We start from the raw sequence: 18,263 nt of genomic DNA, 5'->3' as shown, positions 1-18,263 counted from the left end.
GGCGGCCTGGAAAGCGAAAAAACGGCGGGCATTGTACCCCATGCCCGCCCCGCGCTCAGAGCCAGAAGCGCAGACCGACGACCCAGGCGCCCTCCTCGTCATGCTCACCTTCGGCACGTAGCCAGTCGCCGCTGCGGCCATAGCTCTTCTCCCAGGCATAGCCGACATAGGGCGAAAACTGCGGGCTGACTCGGTAATGCAGGCGCAGTCCGGCTTCCAGGGTGCTGCCACCAGCGCCGACACCCAGGTCGCGGTCGTCGTCCAGGGCCAGATCGTACTCCAGCTTGGGCTCCAGCACCCAGCGCTGGGTCAGCAGCAGCTCGTATTCGGCCTCGACGCGCAGCGAGGCGTCGCCACGCTCGCTGAGGAACAGGTTGGCGTCCAGCTCTATCCACTGCGGCGCCAAGCCCTTGAGGCCGAGCACCGCGTAGCTGCGCGCCGGCCCCGGCTGGTCGTCGTGGCGCAGGCCGGCCTGCCAGTCGAAGAACTCGCTGGCCATGCGCCGATACAGCAGCTGGGTCTCGCTGGAGTCGGTCGGCACGCCCTCGGCGCGCTCGCCGCTGCTCTTCAGTACCGCCTTGTGCAGGTCGTTGCCGTAGGTCGCCTCCAGCTCCCAGGCCAGGGCCTGGTCGTCGCCGTCGAAGCGCTGCTCCAGGTGGTCGACGGCCAGCTTGGCCACCGGCATGGCGTCCATATGCTGCTCCATGGCCAGGGCCGGAGTGGTCAGCAGCAGACCGAGCGCAATATTAGTGGTGCGCATGTTCGCTCTCCTTGGCGGCTGGCTGCGGCTCGTAGAACGGCTGGGTGCTGCCGTCCGCGGCCTCCACCACGATCTTGCGGAACATGCCGCTGGCCATGTGGTAAATCAGGTGGCAGTGGAAGGCCCACTCGCCCATGGCGTCCACCGGCACGTCCACCTCCAGGCTTTGCCCGGGCGCGACGTTGACCACGTGCTTGAGCGGGTTGAAGCGACCGTTACCCTTGTCCAGCTGCATCCACATGCCGTGCAGGTGCATGGGGTGGTTCATCATGGTCTGGTTGACGAAGCGAAAGCGCACCCGCTCGCCGTACTTGAGGCGGATCGGTTCGGCCTCGGAATACTTCACGCCGTCGAACGACCAGAAGTAGCGTTCCATATTGCCGGTCAGCTTCAGCTCGATGGTGCGGTCCGGCGCGCGATAACCGGCGGCCGGGCGCATGGCTTTGAGATCGCCGTAGACCAGTACGCGTCCGCCATCGACCGGCTCGGGGGCCACGCCGCTGCCGGCGGCGTAGTCCGGGTTGCCGGCAGGCGCCATGGCTGAGTGATCCATCCCGGCCATCTGCGAATGATCCATGCCCACCATCGCGCCATGGTCCATGCCGGCCATGTCGTGGCTCATGCCCATGTCACTCATGCTCAGCAGGCGCGGCGCCCGCAGCGGCGGCACCTCGGCGCGCATGCCGGCACGCGGCGCCAGAGTGGCCAGGGCCTGGCCGCGGCGGTCCATGGATTCGGCGACCAGGGCGTAGGCCTTGTCCTCCTTGGGTTGGACGATCACGTCATAGGTCTCGGCCACCGCCAGGCGTAGCTGGTCGACCACCACCGGTTGCACGTCGTTGCCGTCGGCCTGCACCACGGTCAGCGGCAGACCGGGGATGCGCAGGTCGAAGTAGCTCATGCCCGAGCCATTGATGATGCGCAGGCGCACCCGCTCTCCCGGCTTGAACAACGCCGTCCAGTTCTGCTCGGCGTCACGGCCGTTGACCAGGAAGCGGAATCCGCCAACATCGGCGATATCGGTCTTGGCCATGCGCATGTTGCCCCAGTCCCAGCGGTCCTTGACCGTGGCTCCCAGGCCATCGCGGGCCACGTCGCGGAAGAAGTCGCCGAGGGTCTGCTGCTGGTCGTTGTAGTAGTCGGCCTGCTTCTTCAGGTTGGCCAGGGTGCGCTCGGGCTTCTCGTCCTGCCAGTCGAAAAGCAGCACGGTGTACTCGCGGTCGTAGCGGTACGGCTCGCGACCCTTGGGCTCGATGATCAGCGGGCCGTACAGGCCCTCCTGCTCCTGGAAGTCGGCATGGGCGTGGTACCAGTAGGTGCCGGACTGGTTGAGGGTGAAGCGGTAGGTGAAGGTCTCGCCCGGCGCGATGCCGGGGAAGCTGATGCCCGGCACGCCGTCCTGGGTGTAGGGCAGGATGATCCCGTGCCAGTGCAGCGCGGTCATGCGCTCCAGCTTGTTGGTGACGGCGATCTCCACGTCCTCGCCCTCTTGGAAGCGCAGCTCCGGCGCCGGGCTCTGGCCATTGATGGTCAGCGCCGGGCGGCTGCCATCGCTGAAGCGCACCTCGCCCTCGTCGATCACCAACTCGTAGCGCCCGGCCTGGGCGCCCAGGCTCAGACCGAGCAGCGCACAGAACAGCAGGCGCCTCACGGCTGCACGTCCAGCTTGCCGACCATGCCGGCCTGGTAATGCCCCGGCAGGTTGCAGGCGAACTCCAGGCCGGTGGCCTTGGCGAAGGTCCAGGTCAGTTCGGCACTCTTGCCGGCGGGGATCATCACGGTATTGGGGTCGTTGTGGCTCATCTGGCCGTGGTCCATACCCGCCATGTCGTGGCCCATCTTCGAGTGATCCATGGCCTGGATGCCGTTCTCACCGAGCATGCCCATCTGCTGCATCATCAGCATCTGCTTCTGGTGCTCGGCATGCTGGGCGGCGTCGCCCAGGCTGAATTCGTGCAACAGACTGCCTTCGTTCTTCAGCACGAAGCGCACCGTCTCACCGGCCTTGACCTGCACAGACGCCGGCTCGTAGTACATGTCACCGAGGGTGATCTCGACGGTACGCTCGGCCTTGGCCGCATCAGCCGGCTGGCCGAAGGCGAAATGACCGCCATCGGCCAGGGCCGGCAGACTGAAGGCGCAGAGCAGCGGCAGGAACAAACGTGCGGACATGGGGCAACTCCATCGTGGTGATGTCGCCACTCTAGAGAGCCGCCGCTGGCGCTAAGCTGACGCGAAGATTACATCTCTGTCAGCTTCACCCTGCCCGCCCCCGGCTGGCGTATAAAGCCGACTGCCAATGTATGAGTCCCGCAATGAAGCTGCTGATAGTCGAAGACGAACCCAAGACTGGCCAGTACCTGCGCCAGGGCCTGGCCGAGGCCGGTTTCGCCGTGGAGCTGGCCCAGGACGGCCTGAGCGGCGAGCACCTGGCGCTGACCGGCGACTTCGACCTACTGATCCTCGACGTGATGCTGCCCGGCCGTGACGGCTGGCAGATCCTCGCCAACCTGCGCGCAGCGGGCCTGGGCGTGCCGGTGCTATTCCTCACCGCCCGGGATGCGGTGGAAGACCGGGTGCGCGGCCTGGAGGCCGGCGCCGACGATTACCTGGTCAAGCCCTTCGCCTTCACCGAGCTGCTGGCGCGAGTACGCACGCTGCTGCGCCGCGGCTCCAGCACGCCGCAGGAACACCAGCTGCAACTGGCCGACCTGTCCCTCGACCTGCTGCGCCGCCGCGCCGAGCGCGCCGGCCAACGCATCGAGCTGACCGCCAAGGAATTCGCCCTGCTCGAACTGCTGCTGCGCCGCCAGGGCGAGGTGCTGCCCAAGTCGCTGATCGCCTCGCAGGTGTGGGACATGAATTTCGACAGCGACACCAACGTCATCGAGGTGGCCATCCGCCGCCTGCGCGCCAAGGTCGACGAGGGCTTCGCCGCGCCGCTGATCCACACCGTGCGTGGCATGGGCTATGTGCTGGAGGCGCGCGCCTGATGTCCCTCGCCAATCGTCTGGCCCTGCTCTTCGCCGCCTGCGCCGCCGCCGTGGCACTGGTCGCCGGCGCCCTGTTCACCCGCGCCAGCGAGGCGCACTTCGTCGAACTGGACCAGCAACAGCTGCAGGGCAAGCTGGCGGTGTTCGCCGAGCTGCTGCAGGGCGTGACCAACACCGAGAGCCTGGCCACGCGGCGCCCGCAGCTGGAGCAGGAACTGCAACGCCACCCCGAGCTGGCCCTGCGCATCCAGGGCGCGGACGGCCAGCAATGGTTCACCAGCCAGCCGCTGCTCGCCCACCTGCCGCAAGGCGACGCACAGATCGGTCGCTGGCAGCACCAGGGCACCGATTTTCGTGTGGTCGAGGAACAACTGGACGGCGGCCTGCGCCTTAGCCTGCTGCTGGATATCACCCACCACCAGCATTTCCTGGCGCAGATGCAGCGCTTGATCTGGCTCTGCGTCGGCCTCTCGGCCCTCGCCACCGCCTTACTGGGAGCCTGGGTGGCGCGCCGCGGACTACGTCCGTTGCAGCAGATGACCGAGGTGGCGCGCCAGGTCTCGGCACAGTCGCTGACCGCACGCCTGCCGCTGGACGGTATCCCCAGCGAACTGCGCGAGCTGGGCGAGGCCTTCAACGCCATGCTGGCCCGCCTGGAAGACGCCTTCGCCCGGCTCTCGGCCTTCTCCGCCGATATTGCCCACGAGCTGCGCACACCGCTCTCCAACCTGCTGACCCAGACCCAGGTCACCCTCGGCCAGCCGCGCGAGCTGGCGGAGTACCGCGAGGCCCTGCACTCCAACCTGGAGGAGCTACAACACCTGGCGCAGATGGTCGTCGACATGCTTCTGCTGGCCAAGGCCGACAACGGCCTGCTGCAGACCCGCCGCGAGCCGCTGCTGCTGCAAACCGAGCTGACGGCCCTGGCCGACTACTTCGCACCGCTGGCCGAGGATGCCAGCGTGAGCATCCGCGTCGAATCCGAAGGCACGCTGACGGCGGACCGCCTGCTGCTGCGCCGCGCCCTGTCCAACCTGATCGACAACGCCCTGCGCTTCACCCCGGCCGGCGGCGAGCTGCGCCTGAGCGCCACGCCGACGCGCATCGAGGTGGCCAACCAGGGCGCGGAAATCCCCGTCGAGCTGCGCGAGCGTCTGTTCGACCGCTTCTACCGCGCCGACCCGGCACGCCGCGAAGGTGGTGCCGAGCACGCCGGACTGGGCCTGGCCATCGCCCGCTCCATCGTCCAGGCCCATGGCGGCAGTATCCGCTGCGAGTCGGCGAATGGCTGGACGCGCTTTATTCTGGAATTCCCGGCCTAGCTACTAGGGTGCCACGCAACCCGCCTTCAGCTGCAGCGGCGCGCTGGGCAGGCTGCCGCTGGTGTCGGTAGCCGTACAACGTACCGGCGGTAGGGTCCGCAGGAACGCGGCATCCGGTTGGGCCTGTATCGGCCCAAACAGCGGCAGATTCAGGCTGATGGTCTCGCGGGCCTCCAGGCGCAGCGGGTCGCCATTGAGATTGCCGACCACGGCGAACCCATTCGGATTGTGGATGCTGAGCAGATGCAGGTTGGGCGAGGCACCGAAATACAGATCCTCCAACCTTACTCCGGCCCAGTTGGGCGTCGTCCCACGGCATTCGAAGGCATTGGCGGCAGTGCGCCGCAGATCGGTCTGTATCACCTCGACCCGCGCATCCAGATCGATACGGCCGACGGCGCCGGCAACCCCGGCGCGTTGGCCCTCGGCATCTATCACTTCGCTGCGAAAGGCGATGGCACTGGTCTCCTGAATCACGAAGCTGCGCTCGCCGCGGTGCTGGGTGATATCGCTGGCATCGGCCAGCGGCGGGTCTGGTTCGGGAGTGACCTGGATGCGCACATTCAGGTTGGGCTCGCAGCCCTGAAAGCTCGGCGCCGCACATTCGGTTTGCCGCCGCTGCAGATTGGTGATGGCGTCGCAGTTGTTGCAGTAGCCATCCAGGCATTCCTCTTCGTCAGCACAGTCGGCACTGATGCGGCAACTCAGCAGCGCGGCGGTATTGCCATTGGCGAAGGCACAGAAAGCCTCGTTGCGGGGACGCCGGGTTTCCCAGGCGATATGCACGGTATCGCCGGGGCATGCCAGGAGCGGACCGACGACCAGACTGCCGCCGGGCATGGCGGCGATAACCGAGCGGTCGAGAGTGCAGCCGTGCAAGGCGAACAGCGCAACGGTGAGGAATGGAAGAAACGAGCGCGGCGCCATGGTCAGTGCCTCCCTGCGGGCTATGCCTACATCTAGGCATAGCCCCTTCCACCTGCCGCGCAAACCGGCGTGACCAGCGGCGCTCAGGCGATGCTGGCCTCGCCTGCTTCCGCATGAATCGGCCGCCAGCGGCGCAGCAGGGTATAGAGCGTCGGCACCACGAACAGGGTGAAGAAGGTGCCCACCAGCAGACCGCCGACGATGACCATACCGATCTGCTGGCGGCTCTCGGCGCCGGCCCCGGTGGCGATAGCCAGTGGCAGCGAGCCGAGGACCATGGCGCCAGTGGTCATCAGGATCGGCCGCAGGCGCTGCACCGAGGCCTCCAGCACCGCCTCGCCCAGCTCGCGGCCCTCGCGCAGCAGGTGGTTGGCGAACTCGACGATAAGGATGCCGTGCTTGGTGATCAGCCCGATCAGCGTCACCAAACCCACCTGCGAATAGATGTTGAGGGTGCCGCCGAACAGCTTGAGCGCCAGCAGCGCGCCGGCCATCGACAGCGGCACGCTGAACAGGATGATAAGCGGGTCGAAGAAGCTCTCGAACTGCGCCGCCAGCACCAGGAAGATGAACAGCAGAGCCAGTACGAAGATCAGCGCCACGCCGCTGCTGGAATCCTTGAAGTCGCGCGAGGTGCCGGTGTAGTCGAACTGGGTGTCCGGCGGGAAGATGCCGAGCGCCTTCTCCTCCAGATGGTCCAGCGCCTCGCCCAGGGTGTAGCCGGAGCCGACGTTGGCGGTGACCGTCACCGCGCGCAGCTGGTTGAAGTGGTTGAGCTCGCGCGGCGCCACTGTCTCGTGCACCTCGATCAGGTTGGAGAGCTGCACCATGTTGTCGTTGCGCCCGCGCACGTAGACGCGGTTGAGGTCCTCGGGGTTGCTGCGGTCGACGTCCTGCAGCTGCACCAGCACGTCGTACTGCTCGCCGTTCTGCTTGAAACGGGTGACCTGGCGGCTGCCGAACAGGCTCTCCATGCTGCGGCCAATGGTGGCCACGTCGGTGCCCACCGCCACCGCCTGCTCGCGGTTGACCGTGACCTTGAGCTGCGGCGTGTTGAGCTTGAGGTCGGTATCCAGGCTCTCCAGCCCCGGATAGTCGCGCACCTCGGCCAGTAGCTTCTCCACATAGGGCTGCAGCTCGGCGTATTCCAGCGACGAACGAATCACAAAGTTGACTGGCTGGTTGCGCGCGCTCTGCCCCAGCGGCGGGCGGTTGATCGGGAAGGCGCGCACGCCAGGGATGTCCTGCAGCTTGGGCAGCAGCTCGTCGCGGATCTCGAATTGGCTGCGCTCGCGCTTGTCCCAATCCTCCAGCTTCATGAACGACAGGCCCTGGGCCACCGTGGGGAAGCCGACGATGACCATGTAGCGATTGGTCTCCGGCACCGACTCGTAGGCCGCCTCGAGCTGCCGCGCGTAGCGGCTGGTATAGCCGACCGTGGCGCCGTCCGGGCCGTTGATCGAGCCGACGATGGTGCCGGTGTCCTCGGTCGGCGCCAGCTCGCTGCGCAGGCCGCTGAACAGCCAGGCGCAGAGCAGAAGGATGATCACCAGTAGCGCCACCACCGCCCACCAGGCGCGTAGCGTGCGCTCGAGCAAATGGCGGTAGTTGTAGGTCAGGCCGTTGAGGAAGCCTTCGATCAGGTTGTACACGCGGTTGTGCTTCTGCTGCGGCACGTGGGCCTTGAGCAGGTGGCCGCACATCATCGGCGACAGGGTCAGGGCGACGAAGCCGGACACCAGCACCGCGCCGGCCAGGGTCCAGGCGAACTCGGTAAAGAGTTTTCCGGAGGTGCCCTGCATAAAGCCGATCGGCGCGTATACCGCGGCCAGGGTCAGGGTCATGGCGATCACCGGGAAGGCAATCTCGCGGCTGCCGACGAAGGCCGCCTGCATCGGCTTCATGCCCTGTTCGATGTGGCGGTGGATGTTCTCCAGCACCACGATGGCGTCGTCCACCACCAGGCCGATGGCCAGGACCATGGCCAGCAGGGTCAGGGTGTTGACCGTGAAGCCCATGAGCGCCATCAGCGCGCAGGCGCCGATCAGCGACACCGGGATGGTCACCAGCGGAATCAGGGTGGCGCGCAGCGAGCGCAGGAACAGGAAGATGATCAGGATGACCAGTATCACCGCTTCCCAGATGGTGGCCTGGACGTTCTTGATCGACTCGCGGATGAACAACGAGTTGTCGTTGGCAACCGCCATCTCCATGCCCTCGGGCAGCAGCTTGCGGATTTCCGGCAGCGCCTCCTCCAGACCATCGGAGATTTCCAGCGGGTTGGCCGTGGCCTGCTTGATCATGCCCACCGCCACCGCCGGGCGGCCCTTGAAGCGCACCACGGTGCGCTCGTCGGCGGCGCCGATCTCGGCATGGCCGACGTCGGACAGGCGCAGCAGGTAGCCGCGCGAGTCGTCGAGAATCAGTTGGTTGAATTCCTCCGGGGTCTTCAGGTCAGTCTCCGACAGCACGGAGAACTCGCGCTGCACCGACTCGATGCGCCCGGCGGGAATCTCCACGTTCTGCCGGCGCAGGGCGTCCTCCACGTCCTGCACGGTGAGGTCATGAGCGGCGAGCTTCTCCGGATCGAGCCAGATGCGCATGGCGTAAGTACGCGCGCCGCGTATCTGCACCTCGGACACGCCGGGGATGATCTGCAGGCGGTCCTGCACCACCCGCTCGATCACGTCGGTGATCTCCATGGCGGAGAAGCGCTCGCTGTAGAAGGCCAGCCAGATTACCGGCTGGGCGTCGGCCTCGACCTTCTGCACCATCGGCTCGTCGATTTCGTCCGGCAGCAGGCTACGCACCCGGCCCAAGCGATCGCGCACATCGTTGGCCGCCTCGTCGGAGTTGGTGCCGAGGCGGAACTGCGCAGTGATCTGGGTGTTCTCCGAACGGCTGATCGAGCTGACGAAGTCCAGCCCTTCGATGCCCGAGAGCACGTCCTCGATCGGCTGGGCGACCTGCGACTCCATGATCTCCGGGCTGGCGCCGGGGTAGATGACGTTGACCGTGACGATCGGCACGTCGATGTTCGGGTACTCGCGCACCGCCAGGCGCTGGTAGGCCAACAGGCCGAGCAGCACGATGATCAGCGACAGCACGGTGGCGAACACCGGCCGGCGGATACAGATGTCGGATAGGGTCATGCGCCTTCACCACGCAGAACGGTGCGCACCTCACGCCCTGGAGCGACCTTCTGCCAGCCGGCGCTGATCACCGTCTCGCTGCCCTGCAGCCCTTCGATAACCTCGGCGCGGCCGCGCAGGCGCTGGCCGATGCGGATCTGCCGGCGCTCGACCTTGCCATCCACCACCAGGTTGACGAACAGCAGCTGGCCCATAGGCATCACCGCTTCCTCGGGAATCACCAGGGCCTTGGGGCGCTCGGCGAGGATCACCGAAACCTTGACGAACTGGCCGGGCTTGAGCCGCCGGTCAGCATTGGCCACCTGGGCGCGGATGGCCTGACTACGGCCGACCTCATCCAGGCGCGGGTTGAGGGCGATGATCTGGCCGATGAATCTCTCGCCGACATAGGCATCCAGCGACAGCTCCACGCTCTGCTCGACATGCACCTGGCTGGCCGCCTTCTGCGGCACTCGGAAGTCGACCTTGAGCGGGTCGAGTACTTCCAGGTTGACGATGTCGTCGCCGGCATTGAGGTAGTCGCCGACGCTGACCTGGCGCAGGCCGAGGACGCCGTCGAAAGGCGCGCGAATCTGCGTCTTGTCCAGGCGCGCCTGGGCTAGGGCCAGGCTGGCAAGTGCCGCCTGCTGCTGGGACTGTGATTCGTCGAGGGTCTGGGCGTTGCTGGCGCCGCGTTTGAACAGCAACTGGTTGCGCGCGAAGCTCTTCTCCGCCAGCCCCAGGTTAGCCTGGGCCTGGGCCAGTTCGGCGCGGGCGATGGCGTCATCCAGGCTGACCAGCAAGGTGCCGGCCTTGACCGCCTCGCCCTCACGGAAATGCAGGCTGGCCACTCGGCCCTCGACCTCCGGGCGGATGGTCGCCGACTCGTCCGAGCGCAGCGAACCGAAGGTCACCAGCTCATCGCGCACCAGCGTCCGCTCCGGTGTGACCACCTCGACCAGCGGCGCCTGTTCGGCCATCACCAGGCCATTTCCGAGCAGGCCCAGGAGCAGCGGCCACAGCATGCGACGGACAATCATCCAAACTGCCTCATGGAATCTTACTGAGCGGGAAGTCTAGCGATTCTGCTCCCGGCAAATCGTCAGCGACATGTAAAAACGGCGCCACCCTGTGACGCCATGTTTCCCGCCAGTGCCTGAGCTTACTGGCGCATGCCCCTGCCGCTCTTCAGCAGGTGGATGCAGACGATGTAGAGCAGGCTGCTGGCCAGCAGCATCATGCCGATGGCGATGCCGATATTGATGTCGGACACGCCGAGGATGCCGTAGCGGAAGGCGTTGACCATGTGCAGGATCGGGTTGACCAGCGACACGGTCTGCCAGAACTGCGGCAGCAGGCTGATCGAGTAGAACACCCCGCCCAGGTAGGTCAGCGGCGTCAGCACGAAGGTCGGCACGATCGAGATGTCGTCGAAGTTGCGCGCGTACACCGCGTTGATGAAGCCGCCCAGGGAGAAGGTGATCGCGGTGAGCAGGATCACCAGCACCGTCACGCCCAGGTGATGTACCTGCAGATGGGTGAAGAACAGCGACAGCAGGGTGACGATGAAGGCCACCGCCAGGCCGCGCAGGGCGCCGCCGATGGTGTAGCCGATCAGAACGGTGTGCGGCGATACCGGCGACACCAGCAGCTCCTCGACATTGCGCTGGAACTTGCTGCTGAAGAAGCTCGATACCACGTTGCTGTAGGAGTTGGTGATCACCGACATCATGATCAGCCCGGGCACGATGAACTCCATGTAGCTGAACTGGCCGACACCGCCGACCTGACTGCCGATCAGGCGACCGAAGATCACGAAGTACAGGGCCATGGTGATGGCCGGCGGCACCAGGGTCTGCGGCCAGATGCGCATGAAGCGCCGCACTTCGCGGCGCACGATGGTCTGCAGGGCGACCCAGTTGGAGGCGAGTTCCGGGCTCATTGCGCCACCTTCGCCAGGTTCTTCTCGACCAGGGACACGAACAGCTCCTCGAGACGGTTGCTCTTGTTACGCAGGCTGAGCACTTCGACCTTCTGCGCCGCCAGCTGGCGGAACAGCTCGTTGACGCCCTGGCTCTTCTCCACCTGCACCTCCAGGGTATGGTCATCGACCATCCGCGCCGGGTAGCCGACCAGTTGCGGCATGACCAGGGTCGACTCCTTGAGGTCGAGCAGGAAGGTCTCGACGTGCAGAGTCTTGAGCAGGTCCTTCATGCTGGAGCGCTCGACGATGCGCCCGTGGTCGATGATGCCGATATGCCGGCAGAGCTGCTCGGCCTCCTCCAGGTAATGGGTGGTGAGGATGATGGTGATGCCTTGCTGGTTCAGCTCGGTGAGGAAGCTCCACATCGAGCGGCGCAGCTCGATGTCCACGCCGGCGGTGGGCTCGTCGAGGATCAGCAGGCGCGGCTGGTGGATCAGCGCACGGGCGATCATCAGCCGGCGCTTCATGCCACCGGACAGCTCGCGCGAGGCGCTGTCGCGCTTGTCCCACAGGCCGAGCTGGGTCAGGTACTGCTCGGCACGCTCCTTGGCCAGCTTCAGCGGAATACCGTAGTAGCCGGCCTGGGTGGTGAGGATGTCGAAGCACTTCTCGAACTGGTTGAAGTTGAACTCCTGCGGCACCACGCCCAGGCAGCGCTTGAGGCCGGAGGGATCGCGGTCGAGGTCGTGGCCGAACACTTCGACCGAGCCGCCGCTCTTGTTCACCAGGGTGGAGAGAATGCCGATGGTGGTCGACTTGCCGGCGCCATTGGGGCCCAGCAGAGCGAAGAAATCGCCTTCGGCGACATCGAGGTCGATGCCCTTGAGGGCCTGGAAGCCGTTGGCGTAGGTCTTGGTGAGCTGTCGAATGGACAGAGCGGTACTCATGAACGGTCAGGGCCTTGAAAAAGAGGGTCGTTAGATAACGTGTCGGTGACGACGAATGCAACCATATGTTTCAGGTTAGCGGCGTCATCACCGCCGTGCGAAAGGCCGGACGCTCACACAGCTGCGCATACCATTGCTCCAGATACGGCAGCGGTGGGCGCTCGATAGGCATCTCGAACCAGGCATAGGCGAAACTACCCAACGGGATGTCGCCCATGGCGAAGCGCTCTCCAGACAACCACGGCCGCTTCGCCAACTCAGCATCGGCAATTGCCAGGAGCTCGGCACAACGAGTCCGTGCTCGCTCTATGACAGCAGTATCGCGTTGCTCCAGTGGCGTGCGTACGAGCCCCCAGAACAGATCACGGAACACTGGAGCAAAGGCGCTGGTGGTCCAGTCCATCCATTTGTCGCCGGCGGAGCGCTGACGCGGATCTGTCAGCCAGAGCGACTCCTCGGCATAGGCGGCAGACAAGTATCGGACGATGGCATTCGACTCCCAGAGTATGAGGTCACCATCTTCGATCATCGGTACCAGGCCATTGGGGTTCTTCAGCCGATACGCAGGCTCGTCGACGAGCCCGAAAGCACCTCCGGCATCCAGAGCCTGGTAGGCGATGCCAGCCTCCTCGGCACACCAGAGCACCTTGCGTACGTTGGTGGAGTTTCTGCGCCCCCAGATCGTCAGCATGTCATTCCTTGGTTCGGTCATTTGGCAGCTCGCACCCTAGCATGGCTGCCGGCCAGAGCACGGTGGTGAATATCGATGGTGATCATCGACGGCAGGCATGGTTTACCTGCCACCGCTTATGACCGTTCATCCGATCAAATCCGGCCATCTTCGCTGCGATGGTGGCCATTTGACGTGATTAACCCCATCGCTCGAATGTTCGTGCCAGCGCTTGGACGGAATGCTGAAACCGCTCTAGCAGTTGCCCCTCTCACACCAGAACATGCCCTTCGGACATCGCGATGAGCCCGTACTGGCTTGCTCGATCGGCAGATGGCCGGATTTGACCTGGCCTCCAGCCCCCCTTCGTTTCGCTGGAACAGCCGCGCGAAACAAATTGTCACTTTTCCTGAAGCGTCCTCTGCCAGGCGCGATCAGGGAACTCGATCGCTCCAACCAGGCGCTTTGGTGGGGCCGCAAAAGCCCTTCTTCGGTTAGTTGGAGTCGAGAATAATGACAAGAACTCGTACTGCATGCTGGCTGGGCGCCCTTTGTGGCGGCAGTCTGGCCCTTGCCTCGCCTTACGGCCTGGCGTCCGGATACCACTTCGGTTCGCAATCGGTTTCAGCCCAGGGCACCGCCCACGCCAACGGCGCGGAGGCCGCCGATCCATCGACCATTTTCTACAACCCGGCCGGCCTGGCCCGCCTCAAGGGCACCCAGGTGACTGGTGGTCTGACCACCCTCTTCCCCGACGGTGAATACGAGGACAAGGGCACCACGGACATGTTCGGTAACCCCACCGGTGAAGGCGATGGCGACGCCGGCTCCTTCCTGCCGGATGCAGCGGCGGCCCCCAACTTCTACGCCTCGAAACAACTCAACGACCAGTTCACCATCGGCTTCGGCATGTTCACGCCGTTCGGTGCCAAGTTGGACTATGAGGAAGACTGGAGTGGCCGCTATGGCATCCAGTCGGCCAGCCTGGAGACGGTCAATCTCAACCCCAGCCTGGCCTTCCGCCTCAACGAGCACCATAGCTTCGGCTTGGGCGTGTCGGCCCAGTACATCAAGTCCATCCAGCGCGGTGCGGCCGACGTGAAAGGCGCGTCCCGGCAGCTGGCAGGCCAGTTCGTCGATGCCAATTACAGCAATACCTTCCTGGCTTCGGTGCTCGGACAGTTCGACCCGTTCGGCCTGGTCATTCCAAGCGAAATCAGCAGCTGCAGCCCCGGCCTGGCACGCGATGAATTCGTCGACTGCGTGGCCAGCAACTTCGCCGACAACGTGCAGGGCGATGGCTATTTCCGCGCCAAGGGCGACGACTGGGGCTTTGGCTGGAACGTCGGCTATCTGTGGGAACCTACCGAAAGTACCCGCTTCGGCGTTGCCTATCGTTCGCGCATCAAACACACCCTGAAGGGCGAGACCAAGTGGAGCTTCGCCGACGTGCAGGGCACCGTACCCGACCCATCCACGGACCTGACCGGCGTATTGCCCGGCATCCCCGACCTGGCTGCACTAGGTCAGGTGCTCAACCGTGACAACTGGATCAACCCCGGCTCGTTCGCCGCCGCTCGCCTGCACCCCAACTCCGACGGTAGCAGCTCCATCGAGACGCCAGAATCGCTGTCGTTCAACGCCTTCCATCAGCTGAATTCCAAGATCGCACTGATGGCCGATGTCACTTTTACCCGCCACTCACGGCTAGACACCATCGGCGTGGCCATCGATCAGGTCCCCGGTTACCCCTATTTCAACGGGGTGACCGAGGGCGATCTCAACGTCAAACAGGACTGGAACGACACCTACAAGATCGCCGTCGGCATGAATTACCAATACTCCGACCGGCTCCTGCTGAGGACCGGTATGGCCTACGACAAGACCCCTGTACCGAGCTCGAGCTATCGCCACCCAGGCTTCCCCGATGCCGATCGCTACTGGCTCTCTTTCGGCGCCAACTACCAGCTGTACGAAGACACCGCCCTAGACTTCGCCTACAGCTTCGTGCAGTTCGATAGTGGCGAAATGGACTACACCGATGGCTGCTCCCCGGCCGGCTGGGCGCCGGGCAGCGGCGGCCCGTATGTCGACAGCGGCGTGCGCTGCACCGGTAACGGCGGCAACTTCAAAGGCGAATACAAGACCCGTATTCACTTCCTGGGCCTGGCGCTCACCCACACCTTCTGACTCGCGGCATTGCGCGGCGCAGGTGTCCTGGCCGCGCGGACCGGCACGCATTGCAAGCCATACCGGGCAAAAAGCCGAACTCACTCCCGGCCCAGGCGGTCACTATCAACGAAGCGGCCGGCGCGCTGGCGCCGCCCAGCACGTTCTCCGCCCTGCCCGATGCAGGGCATGCCTATGCTCAGACGTGGCCCGCCCCGTCATCATGGAGGATCGTTCATGCTTGCTGTCTGGCTGTTACTACTCATCATCGGCGTTGCCTATCTCGCCTATTCCCGCATGGCCGCCCTGCCCGCTCTGGGCATAGTCGCCGGTTACCTGATCCTGCTCGGCCTGTTCGGCGATGCGCCGGACTGGCTGGAACTGGTGCTCTGGTTGCTGTGGCTGGGCGTGGCCGTCCCCATCGCGCTGCCGGAGTTGCGCCGCAAGCTGATCACCGGCCCCTTGTTCGGTTGGTTCCAGAAAGTGCTGCCGCCGATGTCCGCCACCGAGCGCGATGCCATCGAGGCCGGCACGGTGTGGTGGGATGGCCAGCTATTCAGCGGCCGCCCAGACTGGCAGGTGCTGCTCGACTACCCCGCCGCCAAACTCAGCGAGGAGGAACAGGCCTTTATCGACGGCCCGGTGGAAGAGCTGTGCGGCATGGTCAGCGACTGGGAGATCGGCCAGCAGCTGGACCTGCCGGAGAAGGCCTGGCAGCACATCAAGGGCAACGGCTTCTTCGGCCTGATCATTCCCAAGGAGTACGGCGGCAAGGGCTTCTCCGCCTACGCCCACTCGCAGGTTGTGATGAAGCTGTCGACCCGCTCCGGCGACCTCGCCTCCACTGTGATGGTGCCCAACTCGCTCGGCCCGGCCGAGCTGCTGCTGCACTACGGCACCGATGAACAACGCCAGCATTACCTGCCGCGCCTGGCCCGCGGCGAGGAAATTCCCTGCTTCGCCCTCACCGGCCCGCTGGCCGGTTCCGACGCCGGCGCCATGCCGGATACCGGCATCATCTGCAAGGGCCAGTGGAACGGCGAGGAAGTGCTCGGCCTGCGCCTGAACTGGGAGAAGCGCTACATCACCCTCGGCCCGGTAGCCACCCTCCTCGGCCTGGCCTTCAAGGCCTATGACCCGGACCATCTGCTCGGTGACCAGGAAGAACTCGGCATCAGCCTGGCGCTGATCCCGACCGATACCCCCGGCGTGGAGATCGGTCGCCGCCACCTGCCCTCGGGCGCCGCCTTCATGAACGGCCCCAATGCCGGCAAGGACGTGTTCGTGCCGCTGAGCTGCCTGATCGGCGGCCAGGAGTACCTTGGCAAGGGCTGGATGATGCTGATGAACTGCCTGTCCGTGGGCCGCTCCATCTCCCTGCCCGCCGGCGGTACTGGCGCGGCGAAGATGTCGGGCCTGGTCAGTGGCCAGTACTGCCGCGTGCGCGAGCAGTTCGGCGTACCGCTGGCCGCCTTCGAGGGCATCCAGGAAGCGCTGGCGCGTATCGCCGGCAACGCCTGGATGATGGACGCGGCGCGCACCCTCACCGCCAGCGCGGTGGACCTGGGCGAGAAGCCCTCGGTGCTGTCGGCCATCCTCAAGTACCACCTGACCGAGCGCGGCCGTGAATGCATCGGCCACGCCATGGACGTGCACGGCGGCAAGGCCATCATCATGGGTCCCAACAACTACCTGGCGCGCGCCTGGCAGGGCGTGCCGGTGTCGATCACGGTCGAGGGCGCCAACATCCTCTCGCGCAATCTGATGATCTTCGGCCAGGGCGCCATCCGCTGCCATCCGTTCGTACTGGATGAAATGGCCCTGGCGGGCCGCGAAGATCACGAACAGGCACTGCTGGAGTTCGACCGGCTATTGATGAAGCATGTCGGCTTCGCTGTCGGCAATGCTGCCGGCGCCCTGCTCCACGGCCTGAGCTTCAGCCGTTTCGGCAACGTGCCGGGCGACAACCTCAGCCGTCCCTACTTCCGCGCCCTCAACCGCCTGGCCGCCGCCTTCGCCCTGCTGGCCGACAGCACCATGATGCTGCTGGGTGGCGAGCTGAAACGCCGCGAACGGCTGTCCGCGCGCCTCGGCGACGTGCTCAGCCATCTCTACCTGGCCAGCGCCGCACTCAAGCGCTATCACGACCTGGGCAACCCCGAAGCACTGCAACCGCTGCTGCGCTGGGCCTTGGAGGAAAACCTCGGCCTGGCCGAACAGGCACTGGAGGAGCTGCTCGGCAACTTCCCCAACCGCGCCTTCGGCTACCTGCTGCGGGCGCTGGTCTTCCCCCTCGGCCGCCGCCACCGCGGGCCGAGCGACGAGCTGGATGCGGAAGTCGCGGCGATTCTCGGGCGCACGCGTGGCGACCATGCCCTGGAGAGCCTGCTCGACGGCTGCTACCGCCCGCGCGGCGCGAATGACCCGGTCGCAGCCCTGCAGCAGGCGGTCGAGCTGCTCGATGGCACGGCCGAGACCCAGCGCAAGCTGCACAAGGCGCTCAAGTCTGGCCTGCTGCCGCGTCCCGGCGAGCACGAGATCGATGCTGCGCTGCGCGAGCAGCACCTGAGCAGTGAGGAGGCAGCGCAACTGCACCAAGCAGACGCGGCGCGGCGCCGGGTCATCGATGTCGACGACTTCGCCAAGGAGGATCTCAAACTGAGCCGCGGCAAGGTGCGCTGAGCGGCGGTTGGGGACAGCACGGGCGCGGAGACTTATACTCCGCGCCCGTTTTCGTTTTACAGGACACCCGCCATGGCCACTGCCTACCTCGACCACCACCTCGCCCTGCTTGCCCACCTGCGCGGAATCCTGGTCGCCCTGGGCGAAGCCGAACAGGTGGAGGACGACACCCACGCGCTGTTCCTCGAGCGCTTCGACGAGCTGCTGGCACAACTGCCGGTCGACCCGGAGAGCAGCCAGTACCTGGGCCAGGACATCATCAGCCAGGTCTTCCATCGCTACCCGCAGATCGCCCACCTGGTACCACGAGACCTGCTGTGGTTCTTCGGCGGCGACTGCCTGCACTTCATGCCGGATGCCGAGATCGACATGTACCAGCGCCTGGACGAGCGCCGCTTCGAAGCCGAAGAGAACGACGAGCCGTTCGACTGGAACCGCGAAAAGCAGCTGCTGGCTCTGCCCGACGACAGCGCCAAGCACTAAGGCTACGCACACCAAAAGGCCCGCTCGGCATCGCCGGCGGGCCTTTTTACATGGTCTAAATCGCGCACAAACGAAAACGCCACCCGATTGGGTGGCGTTTCGTGAATTTGGAGCGGGAAACGAGACTCGAACTCGCGACCCCGACCTTGGCAAGGTCGTGCTCTACCAACTGAGCTATTCCCGCATGAAACTTGGTAAAAATGGCGTCCCCTAGGGGACTCGAACCCCTGTTACCGCCGTGAAAGGGCGGTGTCC

Annotated in this window: 14 protein-coding genes and 1 tRNA gene; 5 read left to right on the top strand and 10 right to left on the bottom strand. The window is 65.3% G+C overall.

Annotated features, from left to right (window positions below; translation table 11 throughout):
* Window positions 1–55: 55 nt before the first annotated feature.
* The 3 genes from IP89_RS16165 to IP89_RS16155 are packed head-to-tail and all read right to left on the bottom strand — an operon-like array spanning window position 56 to window position 2,932.
* A complete protein-coding gene (locus tag IP89_RS16165; protein ID WP_043310643.1) occupies window positions 56–760 on the bottom strand; it encodes a copper resistance protein B in 705 nt (234 codons plus the stop codon).
* Complete coding sequence (locus IP89_RS16160) at window positions 747–2,411, bottom strand: copper resistance system multicopper oxidase (RefSeq protein WP_052081114.1); 1,665 nt, start codon at window positions 2,409–2,411, stop codon at window positions 747–749. Before IP89_RS16160 ends, IP89_RS16165 begins: the two co-directional genes overlap by 14 nt.
* Window positions 2,408–2,932 (bottom strand): plastocyanin/azurin family copper-binding protein, encoded by a 525-nt coding sequence (locus tag IP89_RS16155; protein WP_043310642.1) that lies wholly within the window; start codon window positions 2,930–2,932, stop codon window positions 2,408–2,410. The genes IP89_RS16160 and IP89_RS16155 overlap by 4 nt, the downstream gene beginning before the upstream one ends.
* Window positions 2,933–3,075: 143 nt before the next feature.
* On the opposite strand from IP89_RS16155, the gene IP89_RS16150 reads away from it, so the two are divergent.
* Together IP89_RS16150 and IP89_RS16145 are read left to right on the top strand one after the other, a co-directional pair.
* Window positions 3,076–3,753, top strand: coding sequence for a heavy metal response regulator transcription factor (locus IP89_RS16150; protein ID WP_043310641.1), 678 nt, complete (start codon window positions 3,076–3,078; stop codon window positions 3,751–3,753).
* On the top strand, window positions 3,753–5,075 hold the full coding sequence (locus IP89_RS16145; protein ID WP_043310640.1) for a heavy metal sensor histidine kinase: 1,323 nt from the start codon (window positions 3,753–3,755) through the stop codon (window positions 5,073–5,075). Before IP89_RS16150 ends, IP89_RS16145 begins: the two co-directional genes overlap by 1 nt.
* Before the next feature lie 3 nt (window positions 5,076–5,078).
* On the opposite strand, the gene IP89_RS16140 is transcribed toward IP89_RS16145, so the two are convergent.
* The 6 genes from IP89_RS16140 to IP89_RS16115 form a co-directional block, all read right to left on the bottom strand.
* Window positions 5,079–6,002 carry a hypothetical protein gene (locus IP89_RS16140; protein WP_043310639.1) on the bottom strand — a complete coding sequence of 308 codons (924 nt, stop codon included), beginning with the start codon at window positions 6,000–6,002 and terminating at the stop codon, window positions 5,079–5,081.
* Between the two features lie 83 nt (window positions 6,003–6,085).
* A complete protein-coding gene (locus IP89_RS16135) occupies window positions 6,086–9,154 on the bottom strand; it encodes an efflux RND transporter permease subunit (protein ID WP_043310638.1) in 3,069 nt (1,022 codons plus the stop codon).
* Complete coding sequence (locus IP89_RS16130; protein ID WP_043310637.1) at window positions 9,151–10,173, bottom strand: efflux RND transporter periplasmic adaptor subunit; 1,023 nt, start codon at window positions 10,171–10,173, stop codon at window positions 9,151–9,153. Before IP89_RS16130 ends, IP89_RS16135 begins: the two co-directional genes overlap by 4 nt.
* Window positions 10,174–10,295: 122 nt before the next feature.
* Window positions 10,296–11,075, bottom strand: coding sequence for an ABC transporter permease (locus IP89_RS16125; RefSeq protein ID WP_043310636.1), 780 nt, complete (start codon window positions 11,073–11,075; stop codon window positions 10,296–10,298).
* Entirely contained in the window at window positions 11,072–12,004 is a 933-nt protein-coding gene (locus IP89_RS16120) for an ABC transporter ATP-binding protein (RefSeq protein WP_043310635.1), read from the bottom strand. The genes IP89_RS16125 and IP89_RS16120 overlap by 4 nt, the downstream gene beginning before the upstream one ends.
* 70 nt (window positions 12,005–12,074) lie before the next feature.
* Entirely contained in the window at window positions 12,075–12,695 is a 621-nt protein-coding gene (locus IP89_RS16115; RefSeq protein WP_043310634.1) for a glutathione S-transferase, read from the bottom strand.
* A gap of 492 nt (window positions 12,696–13,187) precedes the next feature.
* On the opposite strand from IP89_RS16115, the gene IP89_RS16110 reads away from it, so the two are divergent.
* The 3 genes from IP89_RS16110 (at window position 13,188) to IP89_RS16100 (ending at window position 18,008) form a co-directional block, all read left to right on the top strand.
* Complete coding sequence (locus IP89_RS16110; RefSeq protein ID WP_043310633.1) at window positions 13,188–14,864, top strand: OmpP1/FadL family transporter; 1,677 nt, start codon at window positions 13,188–13,190, stop codon at window positions 14,862–14,864.
* A gap of 216 nt (window positions 14,865–15,080) precedes the next feature.
* The gene (locus IP89_RS16105; RefSeq protein WP_043310632.1) at window positions 15,081–17,525 is read left to right on the top strand and encodes an acyl-CoA dehydrogenase; all 2,445 of its coding nucleotides are present in this window, start codon (window positions 15,081–15,083) and stop codon (window positions 17,523–17,525) included.
* Window positions 17,526–17,597: 72 nt separating this feature from the next.
* Entirely contained in the window at window positions 17,598–18,008 is a 411-nt protein-coding gene (locus tag IP89_RS16100; RefSeq protein ID WP_043310630.1) for a PA2817 family protein, read from the top strand.
* A 108-nt stretch (window positions 18,009–18,116) separates the two neighbouring features.
* On the opposite strand, the gene IP89_RS16095 is transcribed toward IP89_RS16100, so the two are convergent.
* Window positions 18,117–18,192 (bottom strand) — tRNA-Gly (locus IP89_RS16095).
* Window positions 18,193–18,263: the final 71 nt, after the last annotated feature.

It is taken from the genome of Pseudomonas sp. ML96, from assembly GCF_000761545.1.
Lineage (GTDB): Bacteria > Pseudomonadota > Gammaproteobacteria > Pseudomonadales > Pseudomonadaceae > Aquipseudomonas.
The sequence above is the reverse complement of the archived record's forward strand: the minus strand, read 5'-3'. Positions and strand labels throughout refer to the sequence as shown.